Genomic DNA, 23,974 nt, shown 5'->3' with positions numbered 1-23,974 from the left:
CCATTTTTTATTTCGTAGTCGGCTCTTCTTCTTGCGTTTCAGCCGGCTGCTGCTGCTTCGTGACGACTAGCGCCCCATCCTTCTCGTCGATAACGAAGGTATCGCCCTTCTGGATGAGTCCCATCAGCAGATCCTCGGACAAACGGTCCTCGATATGCTTCTGGATCGCGCGGCGCAGCGGACGCGCGCCGTATTGCGGATCATAGCCTTCCTTCGCGAGGAAGTTCTTCGCCGTTTCCGTCAGCGTGAAGTCGACTTGCTGCTCCTTCAGACGTTTGCGCAGCTCGTCGGACATCAGCGTCACGATCCGGGCAATATGCTCTTCGCCGAGAGAATGGAAGACGATGGATTCGTCGATCCGGTTCAGGAACTCCGGACGGAAGCTCTTCTTAAGCTCCGCCATCACTTTGTCCTTCATCACGATGAAGTCGCGGCCCGCATCTTGTACGGCGGTAAATCCGAGCGACGAGTTTTTCTTGATTTGATCCGCTCCAACGTTGGACGTCAGGATGATCAGCGTGTTGCGGAAATCGACGACGCGTCCTTTGGAATCCGTCAAACGTCCATCCTCGAGCACTTGAAGCAGAATATTGAATACTTCCGGATGGGCTTTCTCGATCTCGTCAAGCAACACGACGGAATACGGCTTGCGGCGAACCTTCTCGGTCAGCTGTCCGCCCTCTTCGTAGCCGACGTAACCCGGAGGAGCTCCGACCAGTCTGGATGTCGAATGTTTCTCCATATACTCCGACATATCGATGCGGATAACCGCATTTTCGTCGCCGAACATGGCTTCCGCTAACGCGCGGGCCAGCTCTGTTTTGCCGACGCCCGTAGGACCAAGGAAGATGAAAGAGCCGATCGGGCGCTTCGGATCCTTGAGTCCGGCTCTTGCGCGGCGAATCGCGCGGGATACCGACTTCACGGCTTCCTCTTGACCGATTACCCGGTCATGAAGAATTTCTTCCATTTTAAGCAGGCGCTCTGTCTCTTCTTCCGCCAGCTTGCTGACCGGGATGCCGGTCCAGCTCGCCACGACTTGAGCGATATCCTCGGGCGTAACCTCGGAATCGGTGCGGCCTTGTTTCTCTTTCCACTGATTTTTCGTGACGTCCAGCTCTTCGCGAATCTTCTGTTCCGTATCGCGAAGCGCGGCCGCTTTCTCGAACTCCTGGCTTTGGACGGCGGCGTCCTTCTCCTTGCGGATATCCTCCAGACGGTTCTCCAGCTGCTTGAGATTCGGCGGTACGGTGTAGGAGTTCAGTCTTACCTTGGAGCTCGCCTCGTCGATGAGGTCGATCGCTTTGTCCGGCAGGAAGCGGTCCGTAATGTAACGATCCGACAGCTTCACCGCTTGCTCGATGGACTCGTCGGTAATTTTTACGCGGTGATGCGCTTCATAGCGGTCGCGCAGTCCGTGAAGAATTTGGATCGCTTCCTCGACGGAAGGCTGGTCGACCGTGATCGGCTGGAAACGGCGCTCGAGCGCGGCATCCTTCTCGATGTATTTGCGGTATTCGTCCAGCGTCGTCGCGCCGATGCACTGCAGCTCGCCGCGGGCAAGCGCCGGCTTCAGAATATTGGAAGCGTCGATCGCGCCCTCCGCGCCGCCTGCGCCAATGAGCGTATGAAGCTCGTCGATGAACAGGATGATGTTACCCGCTTGGCGGATCTCATCCATGATCTTTTTGAGACGATCCTCGAATTCGCCGCGGTATTTTGTACCCGCGACAACGGAGCCCATATCCAGCGTCATCACTCGTTTATCGCGCAGCGTCTCGGGAATTTCGTTGGCGATGATTTTCTGCGCGAGTCCTTCCGCGATCGCCGTTTTGCCGACGCCCGGCTCGCCGATGAGAACCGGATTGTTTTTGGTCCGGCGGCTAAGAACTTGGATAACGCGCTCAATCTCTTTGCTCCGACCGATGACCGGATCGAGATTGCCTTCCTTCGCATAAGCGGTCAAGTCTCTTGCAAGGCCATCCAGCGTCGGCGTGCTGACATTGGCAGGCGTGCCATGGTTGCTGGATACCGCTTCACTGCTGCCAAGCAGCTGCAGCACTTGCTGACGCGCCTTGTTCAGGCTGATGCCGAGGTTGTTCAGCACTCGTGCCGCCACGCCTTCGCCTTCGCGGATGAGGCCGAGCAGAATATGCTCCGTTCCAACGTAAGTATGGCCCAGCTTGCGGGCTTCATCCATCGACAGCTCGATGACCTTTTTGGCACGCGGCGTGTAAGCGATGTTGTTCGGTTGTTCCTGTCCGCGTCCGATGAGCGCTTCGACTTCATCCTGAATTTTCTCGAGGCCGAGACCAAGCCCGATTAGAGCCTTCGCCGCGATGCCTTCGCCTTCGCGAATGAGACCGAGCAGAATATGCTCCGTTCCGATATTGTTATGGCCTAGCCGCACCGCTTCTTCTTGAGCCAGTGCCAGCACCTTCTGCGCACGTTCCGTGAATCTTCCAAACATCATATTCCTGCACCCCCATGATCAATCTTGGATTTGAGCAACCAGTTTCTCCCGAATGAGCTCGGCGCGTCTTACGTCGCGTTGCTCGGTACTCATCTTTTCATTAAAAGTCTGCTGCAGATAACCTGGCTGAGTCATGACGAGCAGCTCGTTGAGCACCTGCGGCGTTACGTCCGGCAACAGCTCCAGATCGACGCCGAGACGAACGTCCGACAGCCTCTGCGCGGCTTCCTTGGAGTCCATAATGATCGCGTGGGACAGAATGCCGAAGGAACGCTTGACGCGATCCTCCGTTCGCAGTCTGGACTCCGCCAGAAGACGTTTGCGCGCCGCCCGTTCATGCTCGATAATCTGTTTGGCTACATCATGCAGATTATCGATGATTTCCGCTTCGGACTGACCGAGCGTAATCTGATTCGAGATCTGGAACAGATTGCCTAACGCTTCGCTGCCTTCTCCATAGAGGCCGCGAACGGCAAGACCGACTTGCGTTACGGCAGTCAAAATTCGGTTAATCTGCTGCGTCAATACCAATGCCGGCAGATGCATCATGACCGATGCCCTAATCCCCGTTCCGACGTTGGTCGGACAGGTCGTCAGATAACCGCGCTTCTCGTCGAAGGCATAATCCGCCACTTCTTCATAAATATCGTCAATTCCGCTTGCCAACGCCCATGCTTCGCCGATTTGGAAACCGGGATATAAACATTGGATGCGCAGATGGTCTTCTTCGTTAATCATAATGCTGACGGATTCGTTCTCGCTGAGCACGACGGCCCCGCCGCGAGACTCGTTCGCCAGATTCGGGCTGATAAGATGTTTCTCCACGAGCACTCGTTTGTCCAACTCGCTAAGCTCGGATAACAGCAGCGTCTCGAAGGAGCCTACTTCGTCCAGCTTGCCCGACTTGCTGACATCCGCCAGCTGCTCCAGCACTTCATTCGCCTGGGCGCTCGTAGCGAGCATCGGGAACGGCTGCTTCCGCAAATTGCGGGCCACTCGCACCCGGCTGCTGATCACGACGTCGGAGTCCGGACCCAATGTCCGCATCCAGTCGCTCAGAGCGTCTTGGGAGAAGCGATGTACTGTCAACCCCTTCACACCCTTCCTTTAAAGGTGGTTCAAAAGCTTCAATCGTCATTACGATGATTTTTCAAGAAGCTTACTCGACGTCAAATCTTGAACTCAGCCGGTCCTTCCGGTTCTCACGTAGCTCTGCTACGCTCCGATCCTCAGGCCTCGACTTCGTCCAACCTTCTCGGTACTGCCAATCGAACCTTTTGAACTTTCATTTTGTGGTGGTTCAGAAGCTCCGACTGCCATTACGATGTTGCTTCAATCTACATCTCAGCGATCTTGCGTTCCAGCTCGCGGATTTCGTCGCGCAGAGTTGCCGCGCTTTCGAATTCCTCTTGCTCGATATGGGTATGCAGATCCTTGCGCAATCGTTCGATCTCGCGCCTGCATTGGATAAGGCCTCCCGAACGTTTCGGAATTTTACCGTTGTGCGTCGTGCTGCTGTGCACCCGCTTCAAAAGCGGATCCAGACGTTCCGAAAAAGCTTGGTAACAGGAGCTGCAGCCGAATCGGCCGATCTTGCTGAATTGCGTATACGTTAGACCGCATTCCTCGCAGCGTATCGGCTGCTGAGGAGCACCGGACAAAGCCGATGCCGAGTTGCCTATTGCATTAAAGTCCAGCAGTCCCGATAACAGGCTGTGGATGGAGAAGCTGTTCGGTGAACCCGGAATGCCTTCGCCCCGTTCGCGGGCGCAGCCTTCGCAGATGTGGAATTCCGTCTTCTCGCCGTTTACGATTTTCGTAAAATGAAGCGTAGCCGGCTTCTTGCCGCATTCTTGGCAATACAAAGCTTCGGTCCCTCCCTTCCGCTATTCCCTATTTGGCTAGCAATGAGATGAGCATCGCTCTCAGCAGCCTTGCGCGAATCTCATCCCGCATTGGCAGCACCAGGGCAATTGTGTCCCGATGGATCGCCGCCCGCAACAGATTCGACTCCCTTACTGTAATCATACCCGCTTCATGCAGCTGATAAATCAGGCCCTCCGCGGCGCTTTGGTCGACGCTGTCGCCAATCGTTCGTTCAATATGGTACTGAAGGTTCTTGAGCGCGGGCAGATCGACTCGCTGAATGCGGATGTAACCGCCCCCGCCCCGCTTGCTCTCCACCATGTACCCCTTCTCCAGCGTAAATCGCGTGCTGATTACGTAATTGATCTGGGAAGGCACACAAGAGAAGCGGTCGGCAAGATCGTTGCGCTGAATCTCCACCGCGCCTTCGTCGCTGCCGTCAAGCATTTGTTTGAGGTGATGTTCAATGAGATCGGAAATATTACGCAAATCACCAACCTCCCTGAGTATCGTCTTCAGAAAGCCAAATCCCCCAATACTTACATTTGCAGAGCATCAGGACAGTTAAGTGTCAACTCGTTGACTTTGACTTTCTTTGACTTTAGTTTTATTATACTCAAAAAATCCCGAGGGTCAAGATGGAATGTTTAAATTTTCTGACTACTTGCATATGTCATCCCGACCATCTCGCTAAACGACCCAAACTAACATGTTCTCCCTTACGGGTCATTGCGATCGCAAATGACCTGCCCTGCCGCTTACGGACAGAATAGACGTTAATCAGTCGCAATCCAGTGTTTCTGCCGCTAACGGACACAGAGAGGCTGTCTATTCATTGTGCAAAGGTGAAATTGCGGGCAAGTGTCCGTTAGGAAATGAACAAGAGCAACTATAACGGAAATGAAAGGCGTTATTTCAGCAAAAAGCTGTACTGTGCAAATCTAATGGAACTGACAGCCCTTATGATGGGCAAAAGTCCACGGTTTGCCTGGATTTCTCACGAATAACGTCGCAGAGTTCCGGTAGATTTTAAAATCACGCCAAAAGATCCATATAAGGGCCCTCACTTCCGTTAACAAGTTGGCGATGATCGATTGCAGCTTCATTTCCAGTTTTGCACACAATGAATCGACAGCCTCACAGACGACCTTACTTTCGTCAAAACCCCATAGAATGGCGAAAATGCACCAAATAGCGCCATCTGAGTCCGTTAGATTTTCAATATCGCGAAAATGTTGCAAATAGTGGCTCTGAGGTCTGTTAGCGAAAGCAAAACGTTTCAGCTCCGTTACTCACAATGAATCGACAGCCTCACGCGGGCCTCCATATGCACCATACATGCCGTATCTCGCGGCTTTTCTTCGTAATAGAGCCTCCCTTGTCCGTTAAAATGTTACTCTAACGAAAAATCGAGCTTTAGTGTCGCTCATGTCCGTTAGGTTTCGCTGTATGCGACATTTTCCTGACCAAGGTGAAATGGCTCCCGCCATCCATTGGCGGAGCGGCTTGTTTCATTCCTTGAAATATAGAGAAAGCATGGCGAAATCATATACTTTTCTATACAAAAAACAAAGCCAGAGCACACCTCTATATATGTAGCTTGGTGCGCTCTGGCCTTATTTATACTATGAGGCCCTTGTCCGGCCTGTTTTTCGAGGACATGGAATTCACCAAATCTGGCGATTCATGACGATCAGCTTCATCTCCGTCATTTCCTGCACGGCATACTTCACGCCTTCGCGGCCCGTGCCGCTTTCCTTAACGCCTCCGTAAGGCATATGATCGACTCGGTACGTCGGAATGTCGTTAATGATGACGCCTCCGACATGCAGTTCGTCCGCCGCTCGCAGCGCAAGGCCGATATCGTTTGTAAAGATGCCCGCTTGAAGTCCGAATCGGGAATCATTGACCGCGGCGATCGCTTCGTCCATGCTGCTAACCTTGCCGATGTTGACCACTGGAGCGAACAACTCCATGCAGCTGACCTTCATGTCCTCAGCCGTGTCGACCAGCACCGTCGGCTCCAGAACGCCTTCGCGAAGTTTGCCACCGGCAATTAGTCTGGCTCCGTTCTCCAAGGCTTCCCCGATCCAAAGCAAAGCCCGTTCGGTCTCAACCGAAGCAATCATGGCTGAGACATCCGTATCCTTTTCCAGCGGGTTGCCGATCTGTAGTCCCATCACAGCCAGGCGCATACCCTCCACGAACCTCTCGTACACATCGTCATGCACATAAATCCGTTGCAGCGAAATACATACCTGTCCTTGATTCGAGAACGCGCCCATGACACACCTCGGAATTATTTTCTCCACATCGGTTTCGCGGTCGATGATAAGCGCCGAGTTGGAGCCTAGCTCCAGCGTGACGCGCTTAAGTCCGGCCTTCGCACGCAGCGCTTTGCCCACCTCCGGACTGCCCGTAAACGTCACCATCGCCACGCGGTCATCTTCCACGATGGCATTGCCGACGACGCTGCCCGCTCCCGTAACGACATTAAGCGCTCCAGACGGCAGGCCAGCCTCATGAAACAAATCGGCGATCAGATACGCCGAGAGAGGTGTCTGGCTCGCTGGCTTCAGCACGACCGTATTGCCGGCGGCTACGGCCGGTCCGACCTTGTGCGCCACCAGATTCAACGGGAAGTTAAATGGCGTGATGGCGCCGATAACGCCCAGCGGCTCGCGAACGGTATAGGCCAGCCTTCCTTCGCCGCCCGGCGCCGCGTCCAGCGGGATCGTCTCTCCGTACAGCCGCTTGGCCTCCTCGGCGGCGAACTTGTACGTTTGTACCGTTCTGTCTACCTCGGCAAGCGCGTACTTGAGCGGCTTCGCCGACTCCAGCGCGATGATCCGGGCGGCTTCCTCCCTGCGCTCTCCCAGCAGCGAGGCTACCCGCTCCAGAATCGACGCCCGCTCATAGGCGGGCATCGCTCGCATCGAATGCCGTGCCGCGTATGCGGCAGCGATCGCTTCGCCAGTTTCCGCGCGGCTCGCCACTGCGACCTCCGAGATGATCTCTCCCGAATGCGGCGCTCTCAATTCTCTATAAGCTGCAGCCTCTCGCCGCCGACCGCCGATCCATAACGACCTTCTTTCCATCTCATCCGCCTCCTTACTCTTGTTGCATTATATCACAAGCATAGAATAACGAAGGCGCTCCCGATACGTTCCTACAATTTAAAAAATGGATTAAAAGGGAGAATGTTGACTTGTTTGCTCGATTCAAGCGGCAGACTCACGGTAAACGTTGTTCCCGCGCCTGAACGGCTTTCCACGCCGATCGTTCCGCCATGCTGATGGACAATACGCTGCACGATGGATAGACCAAGCCCCGTGCTGCCGGACTTCCTTTCTCTCGCCTTGTCCGCGCGGTAGAAACGATCGTAGATGAACGGCAGATGCTCCTCGGGGATGCCGTCGCCCGTATCGGATATCCGGATCACGGAGCAACCGTCCTCGATATGGCCTTGAATCTGGATCGAGCGGCCTGCGGGGATATACTTGACCGCGTTGGAAAGCAGGTTCGACCATACCTGCATCAGAAGCACTTCGTCGCCGTGTACCTCCATGCCGGAGGGCACCAGCAGCCGCACGGCTATCTCCTTCTCGGCCAGCTGCCATTCCAGCAACTGAAGCGTCTGGCGCAGCTGCGGCTGAAGCGGGAAGCTCTTCTTCTCCGTCGTTTGGTCGGCATGATCCAACGTCGAGAGCAGCAGCAGCTGACGGCTTAGCGTCGCGAGATGCCGCGTTTCTTGTCCGATAATGGCGGCGTATTCCCGAACCCGCGCGGGATCGCTCTCCTTGCCGAGCAGCGAATCCGCATATCCCTGAATCGAAGCGAGCGGCGAATGAATCTCATGCGACACGTTCGCGACGAATTCCTTTGTGCGCTGGTCTGCGCGTTCCAGCTCCATACTCATCGTCTGAAAATGGCTCGCCAGCTCGCCGATCTCGTCCTTCCGCCTGGTCGGCAGCCTAAGCTTGTATTGCCCTTGGGCGATCCGCTTGGTCGCTTCCTTCAACTGGACGATGGGTTGAACCAGATATCGCGTGCTGAGCATGAAGTAAGGTACGCTGAACAGGACCGTCAACATGAACATGAAGAAAAAAAACGTGCGCAGCTCGTCGAAGTGGACATTGCTGTCGTGACGCAGGAAAAGAGCGTACCTGTCGGCTCCCGCCGTCACCTGTACGCCTACGGTATTGCTGAGCGTATTGTCGAAGTAACCGGAGGAAAACGCCTTGTTCGGGAATCCGGCAATGCCGTGGTACTGTCCTCCTTCCAGCACTCGCTCCTTAACCCCGTTACCCAGATCCTTCTTTGCAAAATCTCTTCCATAATACAAATCGTTGCCCGTTTCGTCGTACGCGTACAGCTGATAGCCCAGCTCCGCCGAAGCCCTAAGCGTATCGCCCATCGCCTCCGGATGCGCCTCGATATGCCCCTTTAAGTGCAAAAGCGTGCCGAACAGCTTCTCGTCCTGATAGGGCTTCAGCGACCAATGATAATAGACGTTGGCGACATAGAAGCCCAGGAAGCTGCTGATGAGTATCGTATAGAGCGTAATCAGGAACACGCGAAAATAAAGCGAACGCATTAAGCCAGCACCTCGAGCTTGTAGCCGACGCCGCGAATCGTATGGATGTGGAAACCTCCGCCACCCTCCGAGAACCGCTTGCGCAGCCGTTTGATATGAACATCCACCGTCCGTTCGTCGCCGCCGTAATCGGAGCCCCAGATGAGATGGATCAGCTCGTCGCGCGAAAATACCCGCCCGGGATATTCCGCCAGCTGAGCCAGCAGTTCGAACTCCTTGAGCGGCAGCAGGAGGACTTCGTCCCCGTCGACCACCTCGTAATTTTTACGATCGATGACGAGACGGCTCAGCCGGATCTTGTCGCTTGACGCGAAGGAGTACCGGCGGAACAGGGCTTTGACCCGGAACAGCAGCTCCGGCAGCTCAAACGGCTTCGTCACGTAATCGTCCGTGCCGCTTAAGTAGCCTTGCTCCTTATCGCTGAGCTGGTCGCGCGCGGACAGGATGATGATGGGAATATCGTAGTTTTTGCGGGTATATTCGCAGAGCGTCAGTCCGTCCACTTCCGGCATCATAATATCCATAATGACTAGATCCACGGCCTGATTTTCCAGAACGTTTATCGCCTCGCGACCATTTTGCGCTTCCAGTACCCGGAAACCTTCTTTGGTCATATAGTGGCCCAGCAGGACGCGGCTATTATAGTCATCGTCCGTAATAAGCAGCTGCTTCATGCGTATTCCAACCCTCCCGTGCTCGCGGCCGTCTCCGCCGCTCCTTATTTATTCAGTCGATCGCTTCTCTTTAGCATGATGATAAGAAACGGGCCGCCAATGACCGCCATTATTATAGAAGCCGGTATTTCCGCGGGGGCCAATACCGTTCTTCCGATCGTGTCCGCCGCCAGCACCAGCAACGCCCCTCCGAGCGCCGAGAACGGAATAAGCAGCTTATAGCTCGAGCCTACCAATGCCCGGCCGATGTGCGGGACGAGCAGACCGACGAACATGATGAGTCCGCCGATGGCCGTTGCCACCGAAGCCAGCAGTACCGCCACAGCCGAGATGAGCAGCCTGACGCGCACGACGCGAAGCCCAAGATTGCGGGCCGTCTCGTCATTAAAGGCCAGCATATTGCACCAGCCTCCCAGCAGCAGCGATACGATCAATCCGATCCCGCCGAAGATAGCGAGAATATGGACGTCCTCCCAAGTCTTCATCGTGAAGATGGAAGAGATGGCTTGATTGACGCTTGTTACGGCGTAGCTGCCCCGGTAATTAAAGGATTGCCCGAGCCCCGTAAACGTCGCGTTGATCGCGATGCCGACCAGGATAAGCCGAAGCGGGTTCAATCCCGTGCGCCAGGAGAGCGAATAGACCAGATAACAGGCCAAGGCGCCGCCCAACACGGAGAATAACGGCGACCAGAAGTAGAGCATCGGGAACAGCGTGACGACCGTGATCGACACAAGCCCCGCACCTGACGAAATGCCGATAATGCCCGGCTCCGCGAGCGCATTTTTCATAACGGCCTGCAACAGCGCTCCCGATACGGCCAGCGCGGCTCCCGACAGCATGGAGACGATAATGCGCGGAAAGCGCAAATCTTTAATAATCCCCACCTGCTCGTTCGTGCCGCTCATGAGTCCGCTCAGCAACTCGCCGAACGACACCTTGATACTGCCCGTCATCGCGGAGAACAAGGCGAGCCCCGCCAGCAGCAGGACTGTAAAGATAATCAGGCCGTAAGGTTTAAGCTTTCTCCACGACCTGCGGGTTGCCTTCGCGACATCTCCTGCATACGGGCGCGTGTCCATTGGCAACGCTTCGTCTGCACGTTCCGTCTGATCAGTCTTTGTTATCGGTGTATTCATGTTCACGTTCCTCTACGGTTCGTCGGGATACAGCATCGGCAGCAGCGCCTCCAGCGCCTCGCCGACCGCCAAATTCCCCGTGGTGCCGAAGAGCGGCTCCGGCAGATCATAGACCCGGTCATTTTGCACCGCCTTGAAGTGATGCCAGATATCGTTTTTCTTAAACTCCTCGTCGAACATCTTTACAACCTCTTCCGGCATGCCATGCGCGGCGCGCAGAATGACATCGGGATTGGATTGGTGAAGGTATTCCGTGTTGGAGGCCAGAAACTCCACCTTCTCGCCCTGCACGATATTGACGCCGCCGAGCAGTCTGACCAGGTCGCCGATATAGGAATGCTCCGTCGCCACGAGATAACTTCCCGGTACGCCGAGAAGGATAAGCACCTTTGGCTTCTCCTTGCCCTTCGTCGCCTCGCGGATCTTCTCCAGCGTCGCATCGTATTCGTCCACGATCGCGGCGGCCTTGTCTTGCTTGCCATATTTCTCGCCTAGCATCACTATTTCCGCCTGCATCCGCTCCAGGCTGGTCAAGTCCAGGAAGGTCGCGTCGATGCCCGCATTGTCGAACACGGGCTCCAGATCGTATTGCAGCGTCGTGACCGACAACACTTCGGTTGGCTTAAGCGACTTCACCAGCTCCATGTCCGGACTCATCGGATTGCCGACCTTCGTCACCTCGTCGTACCTCTCCGGCAGCGTCTTCACGCTTTTCGGGATACCAATCAGATCTATCTCCAGCAGATCCATAATTTGCGTAATCGCCACGGTCGTCGATACGATCCGATGTTCCGCCGGCGGCTCCGCGGCTTCCGGCGAGGAAGCGCTCGGAGCCGCCGACTCCTTTACGCCCGGAGCCTGAGTTGCTGCGCCGCCCGCAGGCCCCTGCGCGTTGCCGCAGCCTGCCGCTACAAGCAGGCACAGCGCGATCCATGCCGCCGCTGCCAGCTTGCCGCTTCTTCTCAACATGTATTCAATCCCCCTATTTGGCTTATTCCCGTTCCCTTTTGTATTAACGAACCTTCCGCTTCCAAATAAAGAACGCCCCAGCTCCCAGAACGAGCACCGCCGCGATCGGCGTCCACCAGACCAGCCCGCTTCCGCCCTTCTCTTCGACCGGCGCCTCCGTTGTCTCTCCGGCCGCAAGCGCCGTCACGGCTTCGCCCCCCGGCACATCGCCGTCGGCCAGCTGCACGTCGCCGTCTCCTGCCTTGTCGCCGCTTTCCGTCGCATCGCCGCCCTTCGACTGTAAGTCCCCTTCTGCGGCAGATTCTTCAACTTCCGCAGCTCCGGCTCCCTGCTCGGCTGCTCCTTCACCGTTCTCGCCGCTATCCGTGTCGTCTCGCCCTGACGCAGGCGAAGCCGACGACTCCTCTGTGCCGCCTTCTCCAGCAGCCGTTGTTGCCGTTGCCGAAGGGGGAGGCTCAACAGCCGAGTCGCTATCCGTCGGCGCTGCCGCTGGCTGTGCCGCGGCGGAAGACCCGCTCGCAAGCTTGACGCCCGTTGCCGATTGCCCGCTCGAACCGGACCCGCTGCCAGTAAGCCCGTTGCTTTGCGCCGGTTCCGCCGTTGCAATCGGCTCAGTAGTAGTCGGCTTCGCTGCCGGCACGGTTGCCGGCTCTGCCGTTGCAGTCGGCTTCGTTGTCGCCGCATTCGAAGGCTTTGTCGCCGCCGTCTGCGCCGGAGCTGCGCCTTTTACCAGCTTGAAGCTGTCGTGGTCGAACACGAATCGGATCGTATAATCGTGGTCATAATCGATTTCCTCAACGGTTACGTGGATTTTGGAGAGAATCGGCTTCGTAATGTCCGCCGGGAATTCCACCAGCCTCGTATCCGCTTTTTTGTTGGAGCTGACGACCTTCGTATTCACGAACGCCCCGCCGCTTCCCGGTACCTTGAACTCCGTCACCCAGAAGCTATGGTTGATCGTCACTCTTACCGTCGCTTTGCCGTCCTTGATCGTGACCGTGGCAGGCTTTTCCCAATAGTCGTTCGCCATGGAGACGGAATCGTTCTCCGCCTTCAAGATGAGATAATCCGCCGTATATGTACCGTCCGCCAGATCTCCCGCGGCCATCATGCTTGCCGGCCATGCCAGCAGCGTTATCCATAATGCAGCCAGCAGGCCGCTAATCTTTGCCTTTGTTGTCAACGCATTCCCGTCCCTTCCATATATAAAAATAATATATATGATAATGATAATTATTATCACTAAATATCCTACCAATTATTTGAATTCGCTGTCAACCCTTGCCTCTAATTATTTTCTTGCCCCGATTCCATGCAAAAGGGCTTCAGAAGCCGACAGTCGACTCCCGGAAGCCCATTCGCCATCGTCTTACGCGCCCTGGGCTTCGGCCTCGGGGAGCGGGTTCCGCACGATCTTCACGTCATAGAAGGCAATCTTGTTGGAGATGATGTATTCCGGAGTCTCCCGGTGGGAATGGGATTCGCGGAACGCCTCGCTGCGCGTCCATCCCTGGAAGTCTTCCTTGCTCTCCCAGCGCGTGCTCACCGTCACCTCGTCATACTCCTTCGTGTTCTCCGTCAGCATGACTTCGAGACCCAGGAAACCCTTCATCCCTTCAACCTTGCCCACCTTGTTGAAGCGTTCGATCAGCTTCACTCCGTTGCCCTTCGTAATTTGCGATACGTTCGTAACAATAACCATTGTCAATTCCTCCCTATATTGTTGTATTGGCATTATTTCAAATTAGCGGCTTGCAAGTTATGGCTGATGCCGACCGTGGCCAGCGCCCAAGTGACGGTCGTCTATCGGATCAGCCTCCTCTTCTTGAGCAGCATCAGGAAAAACGGCGCTCCTATACATGCGAGCAAAATACCAGCCGGCAGCTCCAGCGGATCGAACCAGCTTCTAGCCGCCGTGTCGGCAATGACCATGATCGCGGCGCCGCCGACGACGGAATACGGCAGGAGAAATCGGTAGTCCTCGCCGATGAGCAGCCGCACGGCATGCGGCACGATCAGCCCCACGAAGCCCACCAGTCCGGCGACGCTAACCGCTGCGCCCGCCAGCAAGGACGCCAATGCGACGATCAGGAAGCGCTGCCGCTCGACATGCTGGCCTAATGACGATGCCGATTGGTCGCCAAGCATAAGCAAATTCGTCGTCTTCGCCGCGAACGGCACCAGCAGCAGGCCCACTGCCGCGTAAGGCAGCATGAATTGCAGATGCGGCCAGCTTCTGCCGCTCAAGCTTCCCGAGAGCCACGGGATGACGCTCTGAATGCGATCGCTGTTCAGCACCATGATGCCGTTCATCACGCCGCCCAGCAGCGCGTTCACCGCGATGCCGGCCAGCACGATCTTAACGGGCGAGCTGCTTCCGTCCCAGGCCAACAAGTAGATGATCAGGGACGAGACCAGCGCTCCCGCGAAGGCGAAGCCCGGCAGCAGATAAGCGAACTGCGGGAAGAGAACTAACGCGATAACCGCCGCTACCCCGCCGCCCGCCGACACGCCGACAATGCCGGGATCCGCGAGCGGATTCCGCATGACGCCTTGCAACAGCGCCCCCGAAGCGGCGAGGCACGCGCCGACGAGCAAACCGATCAGCACGCGCGGAAGGCGCAGATTCCAAATAATCGATTCGTGGGCGGTATCCCCCGCTCCGAACAAGGTGAGCCAAATCTCCGCCGGCGAGATCGACGCCGATCCGCTTCCGATGCCGTACAGCATCGATAGAATAAGCAGAGGGCCCGCGCCAATGGCCATCCAGCGCCTTCGATTATTCCTCTCCTTCACGTTCATGGCGCGAGCAGCTCCGTCAACAGCTTAACGGCTTCCGGCACCCGCGTACCGGGATTGGTACCGAACAGCTCCGCCGGAAGCACGTGAATGCGTCCTTCCCGAACGGCTGCGAGCGAGTTCCATGCCGGATTCCCTTCCATCTCGCGAACGAAACCCTTCTGCACCTCTTCCGAATTGCCGTGCGTCATGATCATGATCACATCGGGACTTGCTTCCACCACTCGCTCCGTGTTGAGCTGGGCGTACTGCGGGTAATTCTGCAGCCGCGGAAATTCCGCTGCCATATTGCGTCCCCCCGCCGTCTCCAGCAGGTTGCCGGCCAGCGAGTTCGGCAGCGCGGCCAGGTATGTACCCGGCGCGCCGTATACCATCAGCACGCGCGGAGCGTTCTCGGAGGTCGCGGCGCTCAGTTCCGCCAGCTCTCCGTCCAGCTTCGCAATCAGCTCGGCCGCCTTCCCCTCCCGCTCAAGCAGCTTGCCGAACAGCTGTATTTGTTGCTTAATATCCGCAATCGAATTGCCTTGCGTCAACACGATCTTCGACCCTATGCTCTCCAGCAGGGGGACGTCGTTGCTGTTAATGGGATAATTGCCGAGCACGACATCCGGCTTCAGCGACGCGATCTTCTCCAGATCGACCGTGTGGACGGAGCCGACGACGGGCACGTCCGCTACTTGCTCCTTTAGCAGTCCGCCGTTATCTACCGGTCTGCCGACCACGGATGCGCCCAGCGCGTAGACGATATCCACCTCGCCGTTGCCCAACGCGACGATCCGGCTCGGGGCCGCTTGAAACGTTACCTTCCGATCGGCGAAGTCGGTGACGGCTATTCTCCCCGTCTGCTCTCCCCCGCTTGCCGCTCCCGCGCTGCAGCCCGCCAGTAATCCGGCTGCCGTCATTGAGGCTGCGATGATCAGGAGCGGCCTGCTCCACGTATGAGCCTGTTCTCGCTCCTGCCGCTTTGCACCCGCATTTCTCATTGTATCGATAACTCTTCTGACTGCTTCCAATGCCAGTTACCCTCCAACCTCCGCGCCGCCCTCTTTTTGAGAGAGATTATCATTAACGCTTCACGAGGATTTTACTTCCGCAATGTGAACGGAGCGTGAACTTCAGATTACAGTTTTGTCGGAAGGACATTCCGCGCCCTTTTCACTCCGAAGTTGGCGGGAATCATGCACTCATCGGCCCATCAATGGAGAGCCTGGAAGAAATGTAATCTAAAGTTCATACTGCGTTCATAATGCAGGAGTAATATTCGTGATGCAGTAAAAATTTGGGTTGGCCGAAGAAGCCATATTTTTTTGCGACATCATTGAGAATGATAATCATTAACTACATATGGCGTTTTCTATTCGTAACAGAAAGCCAGACCCGTCGAGAGGAGGGCGAACGCCTACAAGAACGTAACGGGACACCATGGTTGGCAGAAGGATGACGGATTCGATCGCAAGAACGCAAGTCAAAAAACAAAAAACCAATTCGAAGGAGTGTTTGTAAAAATGACTAAAATGTTCAAAAAATCGTTGATGTTGACTCTTATGGCAATGGCACTGGTTCTGGCTATGGCGGCGTCCGCCTTTGCCGCAACCGAAAGTTACGAATTCCATTACGGCGGCAGCTATCACTCCCACTCCAGCTCCTATATCTCCGGACCTGCCGATGTGACGGGGGGGCAAGTGACGATCAAGCTGACTGGCAACTACTTCCCTGAAATCAAAGTCGGCAGCACGGTTTATTACGGTTCCTACGATACCGGCACGAATCTGACGACATTCGTCTTCCCTGGCAGCGCGTCGGCCGACATTCCGCTAGAACTGAAAGTTGTTGCCGGACCTCACAATATGGTCTACAACCTTACGCTCGTCTGGCTTTAATAGCTCCGCCGGGGCCTTGACGGTTCCCTCATGAACGAAGGAAGCGGCCGCGCGGCCGCTTCCTGTTTAAATTTAAACCAAGGGAGATATTGTTGTGACACTATCGATGAGAAAAACGCTCGTTTTGCTTCTCGCATTCGCTTTGCTGTTGTCGGCAGTACATATTGTGCCCGTTTCGGCTGCCACCGCGGTTCGGGACGGTGAATTCCCCATTTCATTCCGTTATGTAAAGGACGGTACCACAGTCACATCCGCCGCCGACAGCTTTGTCGTGAAGGATGGCGCCAAATTAATTATTCGCAATGGCAAAGCTATATTCGAACATCAGGTCACGGAGGCCAACTATTCGACATTCGCTTTCTTCGGCACGCGCCAAGAGGGTGCCCCAAAGGCCGTTATTACAGACAGCGGTACAGGAGAGACGGTGAGCGGATCGGACGGTTACGCGCCGGTCGTCGTCAAGGGAACACCCGTAGACGGCAAGATCGTCATTCAATTGGACATCACGGATGTGTATACCAAACAAGACATCTTAATGCATATTAACGATATCAACAACATCTATGGTCTGCCTACCAACTACAATCATTGGTATAACGCCCAGCTCGAGCTTGATCTTACCGGCGTCGACTTGTCTCCGCTGCCCGGCGGCGGCGATAACGGCGGTGGCGATGGCAGTAATCCGGACGTGACGCTTGAACTTTTCCAAGCGCGGGTAACTGCCGGTAAAAACCTGCATGACAGTACGACTGAAGGACAAATAGACGGAACGTACCCGGCAGCCGCAAGACAGAAGCTGATCGAGGACCTGGCACTTGCCGAGTCCATTGTGTCGGGATCGCCAAGTAACCCCAATCTGCTAATCGCAGCATATAACATTGCCGATGAGGCAATCAAAACCTACGAGTCTGCGCGTATCGTCGTTAACCGGGCTTCGTTGTCGGCCTGGATCGCCGGAGCGGAGGCTTGGCTGGCCACCGACCCGAAGGACGCTGGATTCGCCGAGGGCGGGAAGCCTGCATCAGGCACAGTCGGCGCAGCGTTCTCCGTGAACGAATATCCGACGGACTTCCCCGATATTCAATATGAGGACGGCGAGTTGCTCGGCCTAAGCAAGAAAGTACGAAACAATGTAGAGGCGGCTACCACCCTGCTTAACGACCCTCTGGCTACGCAGAGCATGGTTAGCGCCATGTACGCGAATAAACTCGCTGCGTACAACTGGAGCGAAATTGCAAAGCGCCAGTTCGCAGCCTCAAACGTTGATATCTATGTGCTTGACGCCCTAACGCCGGATACGGTCTCTCAATCGATTTATGCTCCGGAGATCGGCGATACCGCGACCGTTCTTCAGCAGGCAGGATATTATGAATCATTTGCCAATATTACGTTTATCGATAATCCGGACGACGACATCGTCTTTACCCCGCGGGTTATCGCGCAACCGTCGCTTAACGCGACGACTGGATTGTATAACAAAAGCTACTCCAGTTCGCCGGCCAAACAGGTTATCGCGGAGACGAACGGCAATCAATTTACTTATCAGGCCAAAATTCGAGTCCATAACAATACTACGCCTCAAACGGATATGCATTGGCAAGGCATTATCAAGTTGAAATATCCGATGGTCTTCGCCAACAACACGATAAGCGAAGTTCCCGGCGTCACGCCGAGGGAAATATTCATTAGTTTTAACGCCGCTCAGCATAAAGCGCTTTTAGCCCAGATTGCCGAGGCCGAATCGTTGCTGGAGAGCGCCGCGCCCGGCAATGCCATCGGGCAATATCCCCAGTCGTTAATTGACAAACTGGGCGACGCCATTGCATTCTCCAAAGAGACAGGGGGTTGGTTGGCTGCACCCAGACCGGCAATTCTGACAGCGTCGAACACGCTAAACGAGGCTGTGGAGCAATTTAGGGCGGGAGAGACGCAGAGCCTGCAATTCAGCATCGCGCATGCGTCGGGAGAGGAATTCTCGATTATGGAGAGTTACTTCCAAAAACCGGCCGTCGTCACTTACGTGGACGAATCGACCCGCAAGTTGATTCTCACGATTAAGGACAGCTCCTCCGTGCCTGAATTTAGAATCAAATCTGGCAATAGCTTTGCGGATGCAGAGCTGGTCAGCGAAGATAGGAGCGCTAACACGCGTACGGTTTCGTTTGATCTCACCCAATCGTCGAATTTAATCGAAGCTCAGGTTCGTACCGTCGTACCCGCACAACAGTATGATCGCACGCATACCATCCGCTTGAACTTCAACAATGTAGATAACTCCGCATTGTACACGCTAATAGATGAGGCCAAGAAGGCTCACGGCGCTGCGGTCGTCGGCACTGCTCCGGGACAATATCCTGAATTCGCCAAAACTTCCTTCTTGGCGGCGATTGCGGTAGCCGGTAAAGAGGCCGTCCGGATCCCATCGTCTAGCGCGCAGACGTTATCCGCCTATCAGACTTTGCAACGTGCTTATGAAACATTCCAGGCTTCGTATGTAGGAGGCAACGGACCGGGCAATCCGACTAACCCGAGCAATCCGGGCAACCAGGGCCCTCAATACCCTGCCGATGGCAATTACTTAGTGGACTTCACGGTTCTCAAAAAAGGAAGCGAAAGCGTCTCGGTCATGAACCAATACGTGTTCACCACGGCTCTGGTCAAGGTTGCCGGAGGCAACAAAACCGTTTCCTTCACCTTAAAACAGAGTAAGGAAATTACGGGTTTCACGCTGAACGGCAGCAGCGGCGGCGGCTCCGGAACAGACTCGGGCACGAATACGCGCGTCGTCACCTTCTCGCTGTCGGATCTGTCCGGCAAAATTCCCGGATGGGTGTCCATCTATTGGGATCTAAGCAGCACGATTCCAGGATTTATCTATGACGAGCAATACGACGTAGATTTCAAATTTAATGAATCCTCTGCCAGAAGTGCCGGCGACCAGACCACACCTCCAGGGGGCAGCGGCAACGGAGGCTTGCCCCCAGGGCTGGAACCTTCAGGTACTGGCAGCGGCGGACCTAAGCCTGACGACGGCAAGAATGACCCTGACCCAGAGGAAGAGCCCGGCGAGGAAGAATCTTCGGAGGAAGAAGGGAACGGGACTCCGATTATTAAATTCCCGGACACAACGAACCATTGGGCCAAATCAACTATTGAGCAAGCCGTTAAGCTCGGCATCGTGAACGGTTTCTCCGACGGCAGCTTCCGTCCCGACAACATCGTGACGCGCGGCGAATTCGCCGTCATGATCAGCCGAGCGCTGGGTCTGGAAGGCGAAGGCGATGGTGACGCGCTGCAAGACTTCGGCAGCATTCCGGCTTGGGCTCAGTCGCATGCTGCGCGCGTCGTCACCGCCGGTCTGATCGGCGGCTTCGAGGACGCCACGTTCCGATCCGGCGGTCAGTTAACTCGCGCTCAGCTAGCGGTTATAATCTCCCGCGCGGCGGGACTTAAGCTGGAAGAAGACGCTTCGCTCTCCTTCAACGATGCCGAATCCGTACCGGCATGGGCCCAGAAGGAAGTCGCGGCGGCTGTCGCGGCCGGCTTGATCCAAGGGAAGGACGGCAATCGGTTCGACCCTAACGCTACGGCTACTCGAGCGGAAGCTCTGACGTTGATTATCCGTCTGCTCGATCATTTGGAATAGTCTCCATTCGAAATAGCAGCTCCGGGATGCGAATAGGCATCCGGGGCTGCTATTTTTCCGAAAAGATACGCTTCGCCGCAATAATACTTCTATCGCTTTCACTCATTGATGGGTTACCTTGCGTGGAGTAGAATAGAAACAGATAGTATTCGGAGATAGGGAAGCGTGAGATCGAATGATTACGATTGAGCAAGACGGGGAGTGGGCCAGCGATACGCTGGTCGGAAGGGAACGGGAGATTGCGCAGTTCGTCAAATGTCGGGAATCGACTGCCGCATCCTTACAATTGATAAGCATCTATGGTACCGCCGGCATCGGCAAGAGCAGCCTGCTGGACGAATTCCAGCGAGTGGCCTCCGCACATGGCGATCTCTGTCTAATGATGGACAGCGAAGGATTCGTGAAAACCCCGGAGGCGTTCTGTCTTCGCATACTGGGCGCCATTGACCCGCGGCAGCATTACGACCGGGCGGATGCCAACTTGCCGGAGTCCTGTATCGCAGCGCTTGGAGAGCTTTCCGGCGAGAGACGAATTTGTTTGTTTATCGATGCTTACGAACGTATGGAGAGCATGGATCAGTGGCTGAGGGACTACTTCCTGAAGAGGCTCAGTGGAAGTATTCTCGTCGTGCTGGCGGGACGATACGCGTTATCGGAGGCATGGCTTCTCTCCTCCTATTGGAGAAGGTATGTGACGCGAATGCCCCTGTCGGATCTTGATTTATCCGCCGTTACCAGCTTCGCCGAATCCATGCATGTGCGCGATCCGCAGGCCATTCAACAAATCTGGCGCTATTCGCGAGGCCACCCGCTGACGATGTCCTTAATGGCGCTCCTGCTCTCGCAAGAGAACAGCGGCAGCTTCGACGAAGCGGAGCCGGGAGGCTACGAGACGCTTGCCTATATCGTAAACGAGTGGCTTCGCGAGGTGCCGGGCGAACATCTCCGACCATTAATCGAAGCAGCGTGCGTGCTTCGCCGCTTCAATCAGGAGAGCTTGTCCTTTGTGCTGAATCGGGAGATGAGCGCGACGGAATTTTATCAGCTTATTCGATTCTCCTTCATCCGCAAGGTAGATCAAGGCTGGGCCGTACATAGCTTGATGAGGGAGCTTGTGAGCCGCGAGATGCTGTCCCGTACGCCCATACACTACGAGCAGCTTCGCGCGAGCGCCCTTCGGTATCATTACCTCAGATGGCTGGATGCCCGGAACAAAGGGGATGCCGGCGAGCATCGGGAAGCCATCGAGCTCATGAACTATATCGGGGATGCGCTCATTCGCGCTTTCATGAACTGGTTTGAGCTGTCTCCTCCCCACTTCGAGACGGCGCAGGCCGAGCATAAGGACGAATTGAAAAGGTATGTCGAGTTACGAATCGCGGAAGCCAAGGATAGTCTTATCGATATGTACGATCCTTCTTCCAACCAGCGCTTCTCCTTCCCACTGACGGCCAAGGAAAGCCGCTATACGGTACGACATATCGATTTTGACGCCTTGTTCGGTCTTGGGTACGACGTAGTACGACTGATGAGGGACAGCACCGGGTCCATTATCGGCTTCGCCGTCATTATCCCGATAAATCAGGATACGCTCCCCTATCTGGAGCAAGCCCCACGTTCGAAGCCTTACTTCGGAAGCTTGTCCCCGGAAATGCGCAGCCGATTGAAGGCCGCGCCGCATACGCGGGCGGGATGGTTTATCGAGACGATCGATACTTCCGATCTAGGCGACGTTTCACAGCAGACGGCAATGGGCCACCTGCTGCACGATCTTATTTTCACGGGGGAGCTGCTGATCGAATCGCCGGCGCCAACCGTCTATTTCGTGGAGTCGCATAAGAGTCTGGGCTTCTCCATTGCGGATAACGCCAACCATTACGGCTACGACGAGGAACGGGAAGCCGTTACCTTTGTCATGGACCGTCAGGGCGGCAACGCGATCAGCTACATACATCATATGCTCCGCATGACCGGGCAAGCGCATCTGATCGAGCCGGACGGGGATCCGGAATCGGCTTTCCACTCCTCATCCGCAGCAGCAACGCTCGAAGATTCAGGGCCGAATATGCCTTCGGCGACGGTAGAAGCTGCCACAAAGCCGTTATCCAATGCGGAACGAATCATGAACCGTCCGGAGCTGACGCCTCGCGAGAAGGAAGTCGCGCTCTTGTTGGAGCAGGGCTGCACCAACGCGGAGATTGCCAAGTCCCTCTATCTGAGCGAGGTCACCGTCAAAAAACACTTGAAATCCATGATGGAAAAGTTCAGCACCTCCAATCGAACCCAACTGCTCAAGCGGCTGTTGGAGTAGGAGCGGGCTGTTGCAGAATGCGCATGACAGGTTATAAAGTAACGACTGTGATTAGTTGACTGATTGTCGGCGTGAGTGGCAACTTCTGCTTGGTGATGTCGTTTCCGCACCGATGGTGAGGTTACTTCGGAGCTTGTAAGTCGATAGCGCCGACTTATTTGCGAAAATTGGTGCGGTTGGTGCTCAGTATGTCGGTGTGGTCGACTTATTTTCGGGAAATGATGCGATTGGTGCGAAATACGTCGGTCTCACCGACTTATTTAAGAGAAATGGTGCGGTTGGTGCTCAGTAAGTCGCTGTCGCCGACTTATTTGCGGAAAATGATGCGGTTGGTGCTCAGTATGTCGGTGGCGCCGACTTATTTGCGGAAAATGATGCGGTTGGTGCTCAGTATGTCGGTGGCGCCGACTTATTTGCGGAAAATGATGCGGTTGGTGCTCAGTATGTCGGTGGCGCCGACTTATTTGCGGAAAATGATGCGGTTGGTGCGAAATACGTCGGTCTCACCGACTTATTTAAGAGAAATGGTGCGGTTGGAGCTCAGTAAGTCGCTGTCGCCGACTTATTTGTGGGAAATGGTGCTTTGGGAGCTCAGTAAATCGGTCTCACCGACTTATTTTCGAGTAATCATGGATTTTGGAGGCAGTATGTCGGTGTCGCCGACGTAGTCGCAGTAATTGGTTTGTTCAGTTGGCAGGTTGTCGGCGTGAGCGACAACCGTTGCTTGGCGATGTCCATTCCGCACCGGGAGTGAATTAGCTTCGAAGCAATCGCATCCCGGTCGGCGTCTGAACCTACCTCTAAAGCCGGGCCAACATCATCGAATTGCTTCGATCAGAGGGTTCAGACACTCTCCCCACTAGGGAGAGGAACGTCGCCCAGGGACGGTTGGATAGGCACAGCCTCCATCCAACCGTCCCTGAACGCACAAAAAACCTGCCGCATTAATCTGCGGCAGGTCGTTTTGTGCTTGGCGACGTCCTACTCTCCCAGGACCCTGCGGTCCAAGTACCATCGGCGCTGGAGGGCTTAACGGTCGTGTTCGGTATGGGAACGCGTGGTTCCCCTCCGCCATCGCCACCAAACGTAGCGTGGATTGCACGCTGAAAACTGGATACGAAAGTGTGCTGAATCTTTAGCTTGCTTACCGGTTGTATGACCAAGTAAGCGATTAGGATAAGCCCTCGACCGATTAGTATTCGTCAGCTCCACACATTGCTGTGCTTCCACCCCGAACCTATCAACCTCGTCGTCTTCAAGGGGTCTTACATACTGGGAAATCTCATCTTGAGGGGGGCTTCACGCTTAGATGCTTTCAGCGCTTATCCCGTCCGTACTTGGCTACCCAGCGGTGCTCCTGGCGGAACAACTGGTACACCAGCGGTACGTCCATCCCGGTCCTCTCGTACTAAGGACAGCTCCTCTCAAATTTCCTACGCCCGCGACAGATAGGGACCGAACTGTCTCACGACGTTCTGAACCCAGCTCGCGTACCGCTTTAATGGGCGAACAGCCCAACCCTTGGGACCTACTTCAGCCCCAGGATGCGATGAGCCGACATCGAGGTGCCAAACCTCCCCGTCGATGTGGACTCTTGGGGGAGATAAGCCTGTTATCCCC

General features: G+C 55.5%; 17 protein-coding genes and 2 rRNA genes (1 of these 19 only partly in view). 4 read left to right on the top strand and 15 right to left on the bottom strand.

What is annotated here, in order from left to right; translation table 11 throughout:
• Positions 1–7: 7 nt before the first annotated feature.
• The 13 genes from clpC to H7F31_RS05685 form a co-directional block, all read right to left on the bottom strand.
• Positions 8–2,473 (bottom strand): ATP-dependent protease ATP-binding subunit ClpC, encoded by a 2,466-nt coding sequence (gene clpC, locus H7F31_RS05745; protein ID WP_187103386.1) that lies wholly within the window; start codon positions 2,471–2,473, stop codon positions 8–10.
• A gap of 18 nt (positions 2,474–2,491) precedes the next feature.
• A complete protein-coding gene (locus tag H7F31_RS05740) occupies positions 2,492–3,562 on the bottom strand; it encodes a protein-arginine kinase McsB (RefSeq protein ID WP_187103385.1) in 1,071 nt (356 codons plus the stop codon).
• 248 nt (positions 3,563–3,810) lie between these two features.
• Entirely contained in the window at positions 3,811–4,338 is a 528-nt protein-coding gene (locus tag H7F31_RS05735; protein ID WP_087570255.1) for a protein-arginine kinase activator protein McsA, read from the bottom strand.
• A gap of 28 nt (positions 4,339–4,366) precedes the next feature.
• Positions 4,367–4,828 carry a CtsR family transcriptional regulator gene (locus tag H7F31_RS05730; RefSeq protein WP_087570254.1) on the bottom strand — a complete coding sequence of 154 codons (462 nt, stop codon included), beginning with the start codon at positions 4,826–4,828 and terminating at the stop codon, positions 4,367–4,369.
• Between the two features lie 1,178 nt (positions 4,829–6,006).
• On the bottom strand, positions 6,007–7,437 hold the full coding sequence (locus tag H7F31_RS05725) for an aldehyde dehydrogenase family protein (RefSeq protein ID WP_187103384.1): 1,431 nt from the start codon (positions 7,435–7,437) through the stop codon (positions 6,007–6,009).
• A gap of 71 nt (positions 7,438–7,508) precedes the next feature.
• Positions 7,509–8,936 (bottom strand): sensor histidine kinase, encoded by a 1,428-nt coding sequence (locus H7F31_RS05720; RefSeq protein ID WP_187103383.1) that lies wholly within the window; start codon positions 8,934–8,936, stop codon positions 7,509–7,511.
• Entirely contained in the window at positions 8,936–9,616 is a 681-nt protein-coding gene (locus H7F31_RS05715) for a response regulator transcription factor (protein ID WP_187105229.1), read from the bottom strand. Before H7F31_RS05715 ends, H7F31_RS05720 begins: the two co-directional genes overlap by 1 nt.
• A 38-nt stretch (positions 9,617–9,654) precedes the next feature.
• Positions 9,655–10,755 carry a FecCD family ABC transporter permease gene (locus H7F31_RS05710; protein ID WP_397373931.1) on the bottom strand — a complete coding sequence of 367 codons (1,101 nt, stop codon included), beginning with the start codon at positions 10,753–10,755 and terminating at the stop codon, positions 9,655–9,657.
• Positions 10,756–10,761: 6 nt separating this feature from the next.
• Positions 10,762–11,718 carry a heme ABC transporter substrate-binding protein IsdE gene (gene isdE, locus H7F31_RS05705; RefSeq protein WP_187103382.1) on the bottom strand — a complete coding sequence of 319 codons (957 nt, stop codon included), beginning with the start codon at positions 11,716–11,718 and terminating at the stop codon, positions 10,762–10,764.
• Between the two features lie 43 nt (positions 11,719–11,761).
• On the bottom strand, positions 11,762–12,901 hold the full coding sequence (gene isdC / locus H7F31_RS05700; RefSeq protein WP_261800319.1) for a heme uptake protein IsdC: 1,140 nt from the start codon (positions 12,899–12,901) through the stop codon (positions 11,762–11,764).
• Positions 12,902–13,087: 186 nt separating this feature from the next.
• Positions 13,088–13,420, bottom strand: coding sequence for a heme oxygenase (gene isdG, locus H7F31_RS05695; protein WP_187103381.1), 333 nt, complete (start codon positions 13,418–13,420; stop codon positions 13,088–13,090).
• A 101-nt stretch (positions 13,421–13,521) separates the two neighbouring features.
• On the bottom strand, positions 13,522–14,520 hold the full coding sequence (locus tag H7F31_RS05690) for a FecCD family ABC transporter permease (protein ID WP_187103380.1): 999 nt from the start codon (positions 14,518–14,520) through the stop codon (positions 13,522–13,524).
• Positions 14,517–15,419 carry an ABC transporter substrate-binding protein gene (locus tag H7F31_RS05685; protein ID WP_397374659.1) on the bottom strand — a complete coding sequence of 301 codons (903 nt, stop codon included), beginning with the start codon at positions 15,417–15,419 and terminating at the stop codon, positions 14,517–14,519. The genes H7F31_RS05690 and H7F31_RS05685 overlap by 4 nt, the downstream gene beginning before the upstream one ends.
• Before the next feature lie 603 nt (positions 15,420–16,022).
• On the opposite strand from H7F31_RS05685, the gene H7F31_RS05680 reads away from it, so the two are divergent.
• From H7F31_RS05680 to H7F31_RS05665, 4 genes are all read left to right on the top strand, one after another.
• On the top strand, positions 16,023–16,397 hold the full coding sequence (locus H7F31_RS05680) for a hypothetical protein (protein WP_187103379.1): 375 nt from the start codon (positions 16,023–16,025) through the stop codon (positions 16,395–16,397).
• A gap of 94 nt (positions 16,398–16,491) precedes the next feature.
• Positions 16,492–20,043 carry an NEAT domain-containing protein gene (locus H7F31_RS05675; RefSeq protein ID WP_187103378.1) on the top strand — a complete coding sequence of 1,184 codons (3,552 nt, stop codon included), beginning with the start codon at positions 16,492–16,494 and terminating at the stop codon, positions 20,041–20,043.
• Positions 20,044–20,218: 175 nt separating this feature from the next.
• On the top strand, positions 20,219–22,354 hold the full coding sequence (locus H7F31_RS05670) for a helix-turn-helix transcriptional regulator (RefSeq protein WP_187103377.1): 2,136 nt from the start codon (positions 20,219–20,221) through the stop codon (positions 22,352–22,354).
• A 188-nt stretch (positions 22,355–22,542) separates the two neighbouring features.
• On the top strand, positions 22,543–23,022 hold the full coding sequence (locus tag H7F31_RS05665; RefSeq protein WP_187103376.1) for a hypothetical protein: 480 nt from the start codon (positions 22,543–22,545) through the stop codon (positions 23,020–23,022).
• 300 nt (positions 23,023–23,322) lie between these two features.
• Here H7F31_RS05665 and rrf read toward each other — a convergent pair.
• Together rrf and H7F31_RS05655 are read right to left on the bottom strand one after the other, a co-directional pair.
• Positions 23,323–23,439, bottom strand: a 5S ribosomal RNA gene (gene rrf / locus H7F31_RS05660).
• A gap of 87 nt (positions 23,440–23,526) precedes the next feature.
• A 23S ribosomal RNA gene (locus H7F31_RS05655) occupies positions 23,527–23,974 on the bottom strand; it runs 2,485 nt beyond the window's last position.

Origin of the sequence: Paenibacillus sp. PAMC21692 (assembly GCF_014303795.1) — a bacterium.
In the GTDB taxonomy this organism is placed as follows: Bacteria; Bacillota; Bacilli; order Paenibacillales; family Paenibacillaceae; genus Pristimantibacillus; species Pristimantibacillus agaridevorans.
This window is presented reverse-complemented; position numbering and strand designations above follow the sequence as displayed.

Bases quoted from the DNA above. Each gene is read 5' to 3' on its own strand.
- H7F31_RS05690 (WP_187103380.1), bottom strand. From the start codon at position 14,520: ATGAACGTGAAGGAGAGGAATAATCGAAGGCGCTGGATGGCCATTGGC.
- H7F31_RS05725 (WP_187103384.1), bottom strand. From the start codon at position 7,437: ATGGAAAGAAGGTCGTTATGGATCGGCGGTCGGCGGCGAGAGGCTGCA.
- H7F31_RS05685 (WP_397374659.1), bottom strand. From the start codon at position 15,419: ATGACGGCAGCCGGATTACTGGCGGGCTGCAGCGCGGGAGCGGCAAGC.
- H7F31_RS05720 (WP_187103383.1), bottom strand. From the start codon at position 8,936: ATGCGTTCGCTTTATTTTCGCGTGTTCCTGATTACGCTCTATACGATA.
- clpC (WP_187103386.1), bottom strand. From the start codon at position 2,473: ATGATGTTTGGAAGATTCACGGAACGTGCGCAGAAGGTGCTGGCACTG.
- isdE (WP_187103382.1), bottom strand. From the start codon at position 11,718: ATGTTGAGAAGAAGCGGCAAGCTGGCAGCGGCGGCATGGATCGCGCTG.
- H7F31_RS05680 (WP_187103379.1), top strand. From the start codon at position 16,023: ATGACTAAAATGTTCAAAAAATCGTTGATGTTGACTCTTATGGCAATG.
- H7F31_RS05665 (WP_187103376.1), top strand. From the start codon at position 22,543: ATGTCGGTGTGGTCGACTTATTTTCGGGAAATGATGCGATTGGTGCGA.
- H7F31_RS05670 (WP_187103377.1), top strand. From the start codon at position 20,219: ATGATTACGATTGAGCAAGACGGGGAGTGGGCCAGCGATACGCTGGTC.
- isdG (WP_187103381.1), bottom strand. From the start codon at position 13,420: ATGGTTATTGTTACGAACGTATCGCAAATTACGAAGGGCAACGGAGTG.